This is a genomic window from Mesorhizobium sp. Pch-S (assembly GCF_004136315.1).
In the GTDB taxonomy this organism is placed as follows: domain Bacteria; phylum Pseudomonadota; class Alphaproteobacteria; order Rhizobiales; family Rhizobiaceae; genus Mesorhizobium.
Genome location: NZ_CP029562.1, coordinates 6,469,688 through 6,482,218 on the forward strand (window position 1 = coordinate 6,469,688; position 12,531 = coordinate 6,482,218).

Here is a 12,531-nt window from a genome sequence, read left to right on the forward strand (position 1 = left end):
TTCGTCTCAATCGTCGTTCAGAGGCACGGCAGTCGTTTCGGCATGGCTGAAGCGGCGCAGGCCGGTTCGGGTGATGCGGAAACGCGAGCTGCAATTCGGATCCGGACAGGCGACCTCGGCGTCGGTCGTCATCCAGTCGTTCTTGTGCGTGGGCCGTTGTTTGGCCGGCAGCAACGGCAGCAGCGCCGCCAGCGAATAGATCGAGAAGCCCTGCCCTGCCGGCAGATGAAGCATCTCGCCGTGCATTTCGAAGTAATCACCAACCCTGGCGCCGCAATAGATCGCCCCGCCTTCCGGCGCAGTCACCTCAACGCGCAGATCGTAAAGCTCGAAGGAATCATCGTGTCCGTCAGCCATGTCGCACCTCCCGCGCATCAGCCTCTTCATCGTCGAGGCGGCCGCGGATCAGGTTGAACGACCGGGTGATGTCATCGGTCAGCGCCTTGACGGAGCCGGCAACGTCGCGGTGCTCCAGGGCCTCTATCAACGCCCAGTGATGGTGTGTGGCCGGGATGTCGCGGTTCTCGTCGTGGATCTGGGCCGCGGTGCGGACATAAGGCCCCGACTGCAGCCAGAGGCTCTCGACAATCGGGATCAACACCGCCGAACCGGCAGCCCGATAGATATAGAAATGAAACGCATGATTGAGCTCGGAGGTCTTGTGCGCCTTGTCGCGATCATTGCTGGCGAAAGCGGCTTCGCAGGCAGCGGTCAATCGCCTGAGCTCGACAAAATCGGCGGCGGCGAGATTGGGCAAGGCCAGGGCCGTGATCTGCCCTTCGATGAGACAGCGGGCGCGGGCGAGATCTTCCAGTCGTTCCCGTGTGATCAAAGGCACCCGCACGGACCGGTTCGGCAGCGCTTCCAATGCCTGTTCGGAAACCAGGCGTCCGAGCGCCTCGCGGACCGGCATGGTGCTGGTCTCCAGGGTTTCGGCGAGGTCGACGATGCGCATCATCTCGCCCGCATCGAACATGCCGTGGATCAGAGAGCGCCGCAGTTCGGCATAGACACGATCGTGCAATGTCTCGCGTACGACCGGCGAAAGTGCACCGCGGCGGCTCATGCTGCAGCTCCCGCGCGGCGGTTGAGGCAGTTTTCACGGATTTCGCGATCAGACATTTCGTCCACCATTCGAAGCCCTCAAGCCATTGCTCATTTTCGTAGTTGCAATTTGCCCCGATGTAAAGTTTGATCAAACATCACAGATCAAAATAATCGATCGGCCACCATGCAGCCTGTCGCAGATACCTCTTTCGACATACCTCGCGGCCCGCTGGTCGAGGCGCGTGAACTGGTCAAGCAATTTGGCGGCCTGCGGGCCGTTGACGGCATGTCGATCAGCCTGCATCGCGGCGAGATGGTCGGCCTGATCGGGCCGAACGGGGCCGGCAAGACCACCCTCTTCAACCTTATCGCGGGCAGCCTTAACCCGACCTCCGGTTCGATCCGGATCGGCGGCGTCGAAGTCGCGCAGGAGCGGCCGGAGCGGCGTATCGCGCGAGGCATCGGACGCACGTTCCAGATTCCGCGTCCCTTCGCTGAAATGACGGTGCTGGAGAATGTCCTGACCGGCAGCCAGCGGCAGTCCGGCGAGCGCATCTGGATGAACTTTCTCCAGCCCGGCCGTGTCGCAGCCGAAGAGCGTCAGGCCGTCGAGAAGGCGCGTGCACTGCTGGACTTCGTCAGACTGTCCGGGCTGGAAGCAGAGCCCGCACGGGTGCTGTCGGGCGGTCAACGCAAGCTACTGGAACTGGCACGCGTGCTGATGGCGGACCCCGAGACCATTCTGCTCGATGAACCGGCTGCCGGCGTCAACCCGACGCTGCTCGAACTCATCATCGATCGCGTGCTCGAGCTCAACGGCCAGGGCAGATCGATCCTGCTGATCGAACACAATATGGACATGGTCGCCCGGCTATGCGGCCGTGTCGTCGTCATGGCTTCAGGAAGATTGCTGACGGAGGGACCGCCCGACGAGGTGTCGCGCAACCGCACCGTGATCGAAGCCTATCTCGGCGAGGTCGCAGCATGATGGAGCCACCCTCCATCGCGCTGTCGACGCGAGCCGTTGTCGCGGGCTACGAACCCGACCTGCCGATCGTGCGTGGCGTCGATTTTTCGGTCCGCAGCGGCGAGCTCGTCATCGTTCTCGGCCCCAACGGCGCCGGCAAATCCACCTTCGTCAAGGCGATTGCCGGGCTGGTGCCGATCCATTCAGGCGCCACCCTGCTTGGCGATTTCGATATCACCAGCGTGCCGACGCATGAGAAGATCCGGCACGGCCTCGCCTTCGTACCGCAGACAGAAAACATCTTCGCGACCATGTCGATCCACGACAATCTGCTGCTGGCTGCAAATGTGTTGCCCAGGGAGAAACGTGGCCGCCGCGTCGCGGACCTCTATGCAATGTTTCCCGATCTCGCGGCGCGCCCATCACTGCGCGCGGGCCTGCTTTCAGGTGGCCAGCGCCAGATGCTGGCGGTGGCGCGGGCGCTGATCGTCGAGCCCAGCGTGCTGATCCTGGACGAGCCTTCGGCCGGCCTTTCGCCCAAGATCGTGCAGGATGTCTTTTCACAGCTGAAGGCAATCAACGACACAGGCGTCACCATCATCCTGGTCGAGCAAAACGTGAAGGCAGCACTTGCCATCGCGGATCGCGCGGCGATCCTGGTCGAGGGGCAGCTGCGCCATGAGGGACCTGCGGTCACACTCGCCGAAGACCCGATCGTCGCCGAACTCTATCTCGGCGCCCGTCACGCCGGAAAGGCGGCAACGCCATGAACCCGCAACTGATCATGGATGGCCTGATCGCCGGCGCGATGATCGGGCTCGGCGCCATCGGCATCACGCTCACCTATTCGATCCTGCGCTTCGCCAATTTCGCACATGGCGAAATGATCAGCTGGGGCGCCTACCTGGCACTCGCCACCAGCGGCCTGCTCGGTTCGCTGTCGGGGGCGCTGTTCAAGCCGATCGGGCCATTCTCCTTCGGCTGGTCGCTGCCGCTTGCCATACTTGCTGCCGTGGTGCTGACGGCGGCACTGGCGCTACTGGTCGATGCTCTTTTGTTCGGTCCCTTGCGCAGACGCCGCAGCGCGATCATCATCATGGTGATGGCAAGCTTCGGGGCCTCGCTGGCTTTGCGCAGCCTGCTCGAATTCCTCTTCACCTCAAAACCGGTCTACTTTTCCAAGGCCCTGCAGATCGCGCTTCCGCTCGGTGGCGGCCTGCGTGCCACGCCCGACCAGCTCCTGTCGCTGGCCGTTGCCGCGCTTCTCGTCATCATCGTTCACATCCTGCTGACACGCACGGCAATCGGTCGCTCCATGCGGGCCGTCAGCGAAAACCAGCAGCTTGCCGGCGTTGCCGGCATCGACGTCCGCAAGGTGATCCGCACCGTCTGGGTGCTGGGTGCCGGGCTTGCCTGCATCGCGGGTGTCATGGCTGGCCTGCTGGTACAGATCAGGCCTTATATGGGTTTCGACCTGTTGCTGCCGTTGTTTGCGGCAGCAATCCTCGGCGGCATCGGCAGCGTGCCCGGTGCGATGCTGGCGGGCCTGATCGTTGGCCTCGCCGAAGCCCTCGGCGTGCAATTGATCGGTGCGGAATGGCGCGCAGCCGTTGCCTTCATGATCCTCGTCTTCGTCCTGCTGCTGCGTCCGCAAGGCCTGTTCGGGAGGGCCGAATGAGTGTGGAACTGATCGCCTATGTCGCGTTCTTCCTGACCATGGCCCTGACTTATGCCGTCATGTGCCTGGGTCTCAACGTGCAGTGGGGGCAGACCGGCCTGTTCAACGTCGGCGTCGCTGGCTTCGTGGCCATCGGCGCCTACGTCTCCGCGCTGTTGACCACGCCCGATGCACCGGACCGCTTTGGTGGCTTTGGCCTACCAATACTGGTGGGCTGGCTGGGAGCAGCGCTTGCCACGGGCTTCGCCTCGTTTCTCGTCGGCTGGCTGACGATCAGGCTGCGGGCCGATTATCTCGCCATCGCCACCTTCGGCGTGGCAGTGACGGTGCAGCTCGTCGCCCTCAACCTGCAAAGCATCACCGGCGGCCCCTTCGGCATCGGCTTCATTCCAAGACCCTTCGCCAACCTGGCCGGCGATCCACTGGCCTTCAGCCTGCTCAATCTCGGCGTGCTGGTTGTCGTGGTCGTCCTGCTCTATCTCGCGCTCGAACATTTGTTGCGCAGCCCGTGGGGACGCGTGCTGCGCGCCATCCGGGAAGACGAAACCGCAGCGCTGGCGCTGGGCAAGAACGCGACCAGCTTCCGCCTGCAGGCCTTCGCCATCGGTGGCGCCATCATGGGTCTGGCCGGAGCCACTCAAGCACACTTCGTCGGTTTCATCGCCCCCGACAACTATGTTCCGCTGCTCACCTTCCAGGTCTGGGCCATGCTGATTGTCGGCGGCTCGGGCAACAATCGCGGCGCCATCCTTGGGGCCATCCTGGTCTGGGGCATCTGGGCGGCTTCAGCCGGTGCGATCGCCTCGCTGTTCCCACCGGACCAGCAGGCTCGGGCTGCGGCACTGCGGATCGTGCTGATCGGCGTCGGCCTTTGCGCGATCCTGCTGCTGCGGCCACGCGGCATCCTCGGCGAAGAGCGCGTGGTTTCGCGCCATCTCGCCCGCCTGAAGCCGGGACGCCGAATGGCGTCCAACACCATCCCCTCCGTTTCCGAGCGAGGCCCAAATGCCGACCACTCCTGAGCGCACGACGTTGGCCGGGCTCGACATCAGCCGCTTGCTGTGTGGCCTGTGGCAGGTCGCGGACATCGAGAAAGGCGGCACGACACTCGATCCGGAGCGAGGCGCCGATGCCTTGCGAGCCTATGCCGAGGCCGGGTTCGACACGTTCGACATGGCCGACCATTACGGCAGTGCCGAAATCATCACGGGCCGACTGTTGGCCCGCTTCCCGGAGGGCAAGCGACCACTGGCTTTCACCAAGTGGTGCCCGGAACCCGGCCCCATGACAGCCGATGTCGTGCGAAAGGGCGTGCAGGAGCGGCTCGACCGGCTCGGCATTGCAAAGGTCGATCTGCTGCAATTCCACTGGTGGAGCTTCGAGCATCCAGCCTGGCTGGATGCGTTGCACGAAATGGCGCAGCTCAGGCAGGAAGGACTGATCGGGGCCATCGGCGTCACCAACTTTGATTCCGCGCATCTGGGTCTGGCCCTTGCCGATGGTATCCCGCTTGCTTCCAATCAGGTTTCCTTCTCCCTGGTGGACCGCCGTGCTGCCGGAGCGCTCTCCGAACTCTGTATGCGTAGCGGAGTCAGGCTGTTTGCCTACGGAACCCTATGCGGTGGTTTTCTGTCGGACAAATGGCTGGGCGCACCGGAGCCGGCGTCGATCGCCGACTGGAGCCGCTCGAAATACAAACGCTTCATCGACACTGCCGGCGGCTGGGAAGCCTTCCAGGCTGTGCTCGGCGCGGCAGGCGAAATCGCGCGCAAGCACAAGGTCTCGATCTCCAACGTCGCGACACGCTGGGTACTGGAACATGCGTCCGTCGCTGCAGCTATCATCGGCGCACGGCTCGGTGAAAGCGAACATCGCGACGACAATCTCAAAGTCTTCTCGTTCGCCTTCGATGAAGAGGACCGGGCTCGGCTTGAAGCAGCCTTTGCCGGCACACAACCGATCCCCGGCGATTGTGGCGACGAATATCGCCGCCCACCCTTCCTGACCGCCTCGGGCGATCTCAGCCATCATCTCGACGCCCTGCCGTCGATCTATGTGGCCGCGCAAGTTCCAGGACGGCCGGGACATTCACGCGTTTCGTCCGGCAGCATCTGGGAGCCCATCGCCGGCTTCAGCCGAGCCGTGCGGGTGAAGGATACGATCCGCGTTTCCGGCACGACCGCCACCCATGGCGCAGACCGCTGCGTCGCGCCCGGCGACGTCGGAGCGCAGACCACCTACATCCTCGACAAGATCCTGGCTTCGATCGCAGCACTCGGCGGTCGGGCAGAGGATGTCGTGCGCACACGCATCTATCTTCGCGATGCCTCCCAGTGGGAGCCGGCTTCGCGGGCGCATGGCCGCGTCTTCGGTGAAATCAAGCCGGCGAACACCATGATCGCTGCCGGCGACCTGATTGGCGACTATGAGGTCGAGATCGAAGCTGAGGCGGTCGTCGACTGATCCAGGCCGACTGCCTTTATTGCCTGGCTGGAGCGATTTCGCGCGGCGTCACACCGAAACGGCGACGGAACGCTGTGGCGAAATTGGCGGGGCTGGTGTAGCCGGCAATGTCGCTGGCTGCCTGCACTGTCACCTCTCCGGCCTGCAGAGCGAGGAATGCGCGCTCGAGCCGACGATCGCGGATGTATTCGAAGACACTGGCCCCTTCCGCCTGGCGAAACAGCCGCTGGAGGCCACTGGCACTGATGCCGGCAGCCCGGGCAATCATTTCCACACTCAGCGCCTCACCCGGACGACTGTCGATGAGCTCCTTCGCCCGCTGCAGCCGGACGATGTCCTGGCGAGCGATGCCGTCGCCCGACGAAAGCCGGCGCCCGGATTGCGTGACGGTGGCGAGTGTCTCGAGGATGATCTCAATGGCGCGCCCCTCGAGATACAGCTTGTGCAATGCCGGCGATAGCCCGGAAGGCGCCATCACCTGCTGCACGAGATCGATGACCCGTGGCGTGAGCGTCCACGCATGATGCGCCAGATGGTCCTTCAGGAACCGGCCGGCCGGGCGGGCATCCTGCATCTCTTCAAGCCCGTCGCGGTCGAACCACTCCGGCGTCGCCGAGACCACGAGATGACGCACATGCTGCCGACCTCGCGAGGCTCGCCGGAAACTTTCCGAGTTGACGCTCATGATGGCGCTGCCCCGCATGGCGCTTCGCGGATCTCCCTTGAACTCGAAATGGCGGTCGCCGATGTCGAGGTCCACCTGGCCGTCGAGGAAGATGATGCAGGACAAGCCTTCCTTGAGATGGGAAGTCACGGTGAACATCCGTTCCTCGATGACGTCGCCGCCGTGAAGAAAGAGGCCGCTGCGCAGTTCCTGATGCAGCAGCCTACCCTCGATCAGCGTGTCCTCATCGGCAAGGCGATCGTCGGGGCTATCGAGAACGACCCCATCCCTGGCCATGAAGTCACGGACACGCACCCGCTTGCCCTGTTCAGGCAGGTCGCGACTTCTGTCCGCTTGTGGCACCGTAGACATCGCTTTCCGCTCGCATACCAACCGCCAGCACCGCAAGGCTGAAGAATCATTCTCGCGCAAACATGTCTGACCGTCCGGCAAAGGTCCCGGCGTTGTCACATATGCTCTGCTGCCCTATCCACTACTTTAACTTGACAAATGTAGTCAAATTTATTTGGGGCTTGGAATGGTTCGAATTGGCGTTACGCAATATCAGGCAGGCAAGGCGCGGGACGCCTATCATGGTCGGCTGTTGCGCGCCTCGATCCTGGCTTTCGGGGCGGTGTTGGCACTGCCGTTGTCGGCGGGCGCCCAGAGCGGGAAAGAGTCCACCCAACTCGAAAAGATCACGCTCGAGGGCGAAAGTGCACGCGGTCCCGACAAGGGCTTCGTCGCCAAGCAAAGCACCAGCGCTTCGAAGACCAACACGCCGCTCAAGGAAACGCCGCAGGCTGTCAGTGTCGTCACGCGCGACCAGATGAAGGCCCAGGGCGTCGACAGCGTCGCCGACGCGCTGCGCTACACGCCAGGCGTTCTTCCAGACCCGAACGGCTTCGACGTCCGCTACGACTGGCTCTACATCCGTGGTTTCAACGCCTATGGCACGACCTGGCTCGACGGACTGGTGATACCCGGCGATCCGTCCGGCTACGCCACGCCGACCGTTCATCCTTTCGCTCTCGAACGCGTTGAAGTCATCAAGGGGCCGGCCTCCGTCCTCTATGGACGCGCCGTGCCCGGCGGGCTGGTCAACCTCGTCAGCAAGCGCCCCCAGGAGACCGCACACCGCGAAGCATCGATCAAGACGAGCGGCTTTGGCGGCATCGAAGGCGCCATCGACGTGACCGGGCCGCTGACGCCGGATGGCGAATGGCTCTACCGTTTCACCGGGCTTGCCAAGAACATGCACACCCAGATCGACATGGAGCGCGATCGCAAGATCATGCTGGCTCCAAGCCTGACCTGGAATCCTTCCACCGACACTTCGCTCACGCTCTATGGCTACTACCAGCGCGACCGCGACGTCTTCAGCCCGCGTTTCTATCCGGCTTCCGGCACGTTGCTGCCCAATCCCGCCGGACAAATCCCTCGCGACCTGTTCCTGGCCGATCCCAATGCCAACCAGTTCAACCGGGACTTCTTCGCCACCGGCTACGAGTTCTCGCATCGCTTCAGCGAGACCTGGACCGTACGCCAGAACCTTCGTTATGCCCGCGCCGAACAGGACATGTTCCTGGCTCTCGTCAATCCTGCCTTTGCCTACACCGGCGCTCCGTCCAGCCAGTTGAACCGGGTTTCCGGTGTGGCGGACGACAGCCTTTCCACCTTTGCGGTCGACAATCAGGCCGAGGCGGTGTTCGACACCGGTGCGCTCAACCACACCGTGCTGTTCGGCCTCGACTATGTGCACAGTGTCTCCGACACCAATTTCGGCAATACCGGGCCTGGCGTGAACGTGCCACCGCTCGACTTCCTCAATCCGATCTATGGACGGATCATCCCGAACGCCCCGATCCAGCGCTCGGGGCTCCAGAAGCAGGACCAGATCGGCTTCTATGCCCAGGATCAGATTCGCTATGACCGCTGGGTCGGCACGTTCGGATTGCGCTATGACCGATCCAAGGTCGAAAGCACGAACCGCATGCTGGCGAATGCGCAACCGGTCAAGACCGAGGACGATCAGGTGACCTGGCGTGCCGGCCTCACCTACCTCTTCGACAACGGCCTGGCGCCGTACGCCAGCTACACCACATCGTTCCTGCCTACGCTCGGAACGGACAAGGCGAACAATCCCTTCCGCGCGCAGACCGCCCAGCAATTCGAGGTCGGTGTCAAATACGAACCGGTGGGCGCGCGCGGCATGATTGGCCTGTCGGTGTTCGACCTGACGCTTGAGAATGCGTTGACCCCCGACCCGAAAGACACGCGCTTCTCCGTCCAGGCAGGCAAGCAACGTGTGCGCGGTGTCGAACTCGAGGGCAAGATGGAGCTCACGCCCGAACTCGATGTCCTGGCGGCCTATGCCTATTCGCATTCGGAAGTCCTGCGCTCGAACAGGCCGATCGAGGTCGGTCGCGAAATGCTCAGGCTGCCCGAGCACCAGGCCAGCCTGTGGGCGATCTACCGGCCGACCTATGTGCCGGGCCTTGCCCTCAGTGCGGGCGTACGCGCCACGTCGTCCTACCAGACCGACAGCACCTATCTGGCGCAACTGCGTATCCCGGCCCGCACCCTTGTCGACATCGGCGCCGAATATGACTTCGGGGCAGTCGACAAGACGTTCGAAGGCACCAGGCTGCAGGTCAATGTCAGCAATCTGTTCGACAAGAAGTATGTTTCGCACTGCCTGAATCTGACCGGCGGCAGTTGCAACTACGGTGCCGGACGGACGATCACCGCAGGCATCAACTACACATGGTGACGATATCCGGCCGCCATATCCGGGGAACGCGCGCCGCCTTGGCGCCGATCCTGCTGCGCCCCGCAATCCTGATGCTTGGTCTGGCCTTGCTGTTCTGCAGCTTCGGGTCGCGGTCAGCCCGTGCCGAGATCATGCTGATCGATGCAGCCGGCCGCGAGGTGAGGCTGGAAAAACCGGCAACGCGAATTGTGACGAACGAGAGCCTGCTTCTGCTTTCCTTGGCGCTGATCGATGCCGATCCGGCAGCAAAGATCGTGGGATGGGCCGCACCCAGACGCCTCGACAGCGGTGTCCTGGCCGCGTTCCGCAAGCGGTTTCCACAGTCCATGGACATTCCCGAGGTCGGCGGCGTATTGCCAACCAAGAGTTCCGCCGAAGCAATCCTCAGCGCGCGTCCGGATATCTTCGTCGTCAGCATCTGGGATCCCGGCTGGAACGACATTGTCGAGATCCTGAAATCCGCCGGTGTCCCGACGATCTTCCTGGACAGTCCGAAGAACAGCACACTCAGCCCGGCTGAGGTTACCGCCTTCTCGATGACGTTGCTCGGCAGGGCGATCGGCCAGGATGCCAGGGCCGGCGAATATGCCGGGTACGTCAAGGAACGCTACCGTCTGATCGAAGAACGGCTGAAGCGCGCGACAGATCGGCCGAGCGTACTGATAGACGCCCACGCCGGTGCCGTCTGCTGTTCGTCGCCAGGCGCAAGCAACCGGATGACCGAAGCCGTCGAAATGGCTGGCGGACGTAGCATCGGTGCCGATGTTCCTGGCTATGATGGGCAGCTCAGCGCCGAGTTCGTCCTCGGCGCAGACCCCAGGGTCTATATCGCGACCGGCGGCCCGCACCTTGCTGCACAGGGCGGCCTGGTGGTTGGAGGCGGGGTGAGCGCGCAATCAGCTCGAGCCTCGCTGCGCACAGCGGTTGGTCGCGATTTCCGCGGCGAGCTGACGGCGGTGCGTAACGGACGTGCCTACGCTGTATCGCATCAACTCTCGATCTCGGCCCTGAGCTTTCTCGTTTTCGAATGCTTCGCCAAATGGCTGCATCCGGAGCTTTTCGGCGATCTCGATCCGGACCGCACCCTAGCCGAGATCAACGAGCGCTTCATGGCCATCCCACTCGAAGGCACGTTCTGGATCGGTTTGAAGGAAGATGCTGCGGCAACCCCGCAATAAGGCCTCCAACCAGGCATCCCACAGCGTGTCGAAGGTGCATGAAGAGACCCAAGCTTGAACGCAAGGCTTTGATCATGATGACATTTTCTGCCCAGACCCGTGTGGCGCTGTCCGATCCTGAAGCAATCATCGCACCGGTCTGCGAACACATGCTCGAACATGGCGGCGTTGCGCGCATCGAGGATGGCGTCCGTATCCTCGAATTCTCCGGTGCCCGTGCGCGATTCAGCCTGACAAATGACGGGACATTGGTGGATGTCGAGGCAGACAGCCTGGAGAGCCTCTATTTCGTGCGGGTTGCCGTTGCCTCCCATATCCTGGAATTCGCGGAACCCGCCGCGCCCACCATCGTCTGGAACGGCGACGGCGATGAACTGGCGCGTCCGCCGAATTTCCAGATCCTGCGCATAACCGGTATACGAGACCTCACACCGCATATGCGTCGCATCTCATTTCACGGCGACAACGTAGCCCGCTTCGCGGGAATGAACGCACTGCATCTCAATGTCCTGTGCCAGCATCCCGACCTCGCCGCGCCGCAGTGGCCGACGGTCGGCAGTAACGGACTGGCCCAATGGGAAGATCCGGCAAGACGCCCGAGTTTTCGAAAATACACCGTGCGTTCACTCGATGTCGCTGCAGGCAGCCTCGACATCGACTTCGTGCTCCATGCCGATGCCGGCCCGGGATCGGCACTCGCCGAGACCGCACAAATCGGCGCTGAAATCGGTGTTGTCGGCCCCGGCGGCGGCGGCCTTGTCGATGCCGACTGGTATCTCTTCGTGGGAGACGAGACTGCCCTTCCCGCCATTGCCCGCATGCTGGAGCGCCTACCCGCGCAAGCGCGTGGCAAGGCATTCATCGAAGTCGCCGACAAGAACGAAGTCCAGCAGTTCGAGCTGCAGGCCGACATCGAGGTGACCTGGCTTTATCGCGACGGTGCCACCCCGGGCACGACGTCACTGCTGATCGACGCCGTGCGAAGCAGCGTGCCTCCGGACGACGGATCGTCCGTCTACGTCTGGGCCGGCTGCGAATTCACCACGTTCCGGCAGATCCGCAGCTATTGCCGTGGCGAGCTCGGGCTGAAGAAAGAACAGCACCTGGTGGTGTCCTACTGGAATCGCGGCAACAGCTCCGAGTGAACAACTGCACTGCCGCGAACCATGGTGGCCGGGAATGACCGCTGCCATCATTCCTCGGGGAGAAAGGCAGGGTTGTAGACGATTTCCCAGAGATGGTCGTCAGGGTCCTGGAAATAGCCGGCATAACCGCCCCAGAACGTCTTTTGCGCCGGTTTGACCAGTCGAGCGCCGGCAGCGATGGCTTTTTCCATCACGGCATCGACTTCAGCTTGCGTCGCGACATTGTGACCAATCGTGAGTTCGGTGGGGCTGCGCCCGGTCTTCGTTATCCCTGCGTCATGGGCAATATCGGCCCGCGCAAAAAGCGCGAATTTCAACCCGCCCTGCAGATCGAAGAAAACAACGGCGCCATGCTCGAATTCGGTACCGATGATACCTTCCGTCTGCAGCCCCAGGCCGTCCCGGTAGAATTTGAGCGACGCTTCGAGATCATCGACGCCGAGTGTGATGACACTGATCCTCGGTTTCATGGTTCTGACCTTTCATAGTGGACTGTCTCATAGCCACCTCCGCTGCGGTGATGGCGTTGTACTATCTCTCCTCAAATGAACGATATTGCTTGAACATTTCGGCCAATCTCGCTGCCCGACGCGGCCAGCGGGTTGAACCTCGTTGC

General features: G+C 62.8%; 12 protein-coding genes. 8 read left to right on the forward strand and 4 right to left on the reverse strand.

What is annotated here, in order from left to right; translation table 11 throughout:
• Positions 1-6 precede the first annotated feature (6 nt).
• Together C1M53_RS30655 and C1M53_RS30660 are read right to left on the reverse strand one after the other, a co-directional pair.
• The gene (locus tag C1M53_RS30655; protein WP_129415796.1) at positions 7-357 is read right to left on the reverse strand and encodes a TIGR04076 family protein; all 351 of its coding nucleotides are present in this window, start codon (positions 355-357) and stop codon (positions 7-9) included.
• Positions 350-1,066, reverse strand: a complete 717-nt coding sequence (locus C1M53_RS30660; RefSeq protein WP_129415797.1) for a GntR family transcriptional regulator — start codon at positions 1,064-1,066, stop codon at positions 350-352. The genes C1M53_RS30655 and C1M53_RS30660 overlap by 8 nt, the downstream gene beginning before the upstream one ends.
• Before the next feature lie 165 nt (positions 1,067-1,231).
• Here C1M53_RS30660 and C1M53_RS30665 point away from each other — a divergent pair, with 165 nt between their 5' ends.
• Genes C1M53_RS30665 through C1M53_RS30685 form a run of 5 tightly spaced genes read left to right on the forward strand, consistent with a single transcriptional unit; the run spans position 1,232 to position 6,155 of the window.
• The gene (locus C1M53_RS30665) at positions 1,232-2,035 is read left to right on the forward strand and encodes an ABC transporter ATP-binding protein (RefSeq protein ID WP_129415798.1); all 804 of its coding nucleotides are present in this window, start codon (positions 1,232-1,234) and stop codon (positions 2,033-2,035) included.
• Positions 2,032-2,784 carry an ABC transporter ATP-binding protein gene (locus C1M53_RS30670; protein WP_129415799.1) on the forward strand — a complete coding sequence of 251 codons (753 nt, stop codon included), beginning with the start codon at positions 2,032-2,034 and terminating at the stop codon, positions 2,782-2,784. The genes C1M53_RS30665 and C1M53_RS30670 overlap by 4 nt, the downstream gene beginning before the upstream one ends.
• Positions 2,781-3,692 (forward strand): branched-chain amino acid ABC transporter permease, encoded by a 912-nt coding sequence (locus tag C1M53_RS30675; RefSeq protein ID WP_129415800.1) that lies wholly within the window; start codon positions 2,781-2,783, stop codon positions 3,690-3,692. The genes C1M53_RS30670 and C1M53_RS30675 overlap by 4 nt, the downstream gene beginning before the upstream one ends.
• Positions 3,689-4,714 (forward strand): branched-chain amino acid ABC transporter permease, encoded by a 1,026-nt coding sequence (locus C1M53_RS30680; protein WP_129415801.1) that lies wholly within the window; start codon positions 3,689-3,691, stop codon positions 4,712-4,714. Before C1M53_RS30675 ends, C1M53_RS30680 begins: the two co-directional genes overlap by 4 nt.
• On the forward strand, positions 4,698-6,155 hold the full coding sequence (locus C1M53_RS30685; RefSeq protein ID WP_129415802.1) for an aldo/keto reductase: 1,458 nt from the start codon (positions 4,698-4,700) through the stop codon (positions 6,153-6,155). Before C1M53_RS30680 ends, C1M53_RS30685 begins: the two co-directional genes overlap by 17 nt.
• A gap of 16 nt (positions 6,156-6,171) precedes the next feature.
• Here the strand turns inward: C1M53_RS30685 and C1M53_RS30690 are convergent, their stop codons facing one another.
• Positions 6,172-7,191 (reverse strand): AraC family transcriptional regulator, encoded by a 1,020-nt coding sequence (locus tag C1M53_RS30690; protein ID WP_129415803.1) that lies wholly within the window; start codon positions 7,189-7,191, stop codon positions 6,172-6,174.
• A gap of 166 nt (positions 7,192-7,357) precedes the next feature.
• On the opposite strand from C1M53_RS30690, the gene C1M53_RS30695 reads away from it, so the two are divergent.
• The 3 genes from C1M53_RS30695 to C1M53_RS30705 are packed head-to-tail and all read left to right on the forward strand — an operon-like array spanning position 7,358 to position 11,915.
• Complete coding sequence (locus C1M53_RS30695) at positions 7,358-9,592, forward strand: TonB-dependent siderophore receptor (protein WP_129415804.1); 2,235 nt, start codon at positions 7,358-7,360, stop codon at positions 9,590-9,592.
• Positions 9,586-10,770 carry an ABC transporter substrate-binding protein gene (locus C1M53_RS30700; protein ID WP_245488371.1) on the forward strand — a complete coding sequence of 395 codons (1,185 nt, stop codon included), beginning with the start codon at positions 9,586-9,588 and terminating at the stop codon, positions 10,768-10,770. The genes C1M53_RS30695 and C1M53_RS30700 overlap by 7 nt, the downstream gene beginning before the upstream one ends.
• 38 nt (positions 10,771-10,808) lie before the next feature.
• Positions 10,809-11,915, forward strand: a complete 1,107-nt coding sequence (locus C1M53_RS30705) for a siderophore-interacting protein (protein WP_245488372.1) — start codon at positions 10,809-10,811, stop codon at positions 11,913-11,915.
• A gap of 47 nt (positions 11,916-11,962) precedes the next feature.
• Here the strand turns inward: C1M53_RS30705 and C1M53_RS30710 are convergent, their stop codons facing one another.
• Entirely contained in the window at positions 11,963-12,385 is a 423-nt protein-coding gene (locus C1M53_RS30710; protein ID WP_129415805.1) for a VOC family protein, read from the reverse strand.
• Between the last annotated feature and the right edge of the window lie 146 nt (positions 12,386-12,531).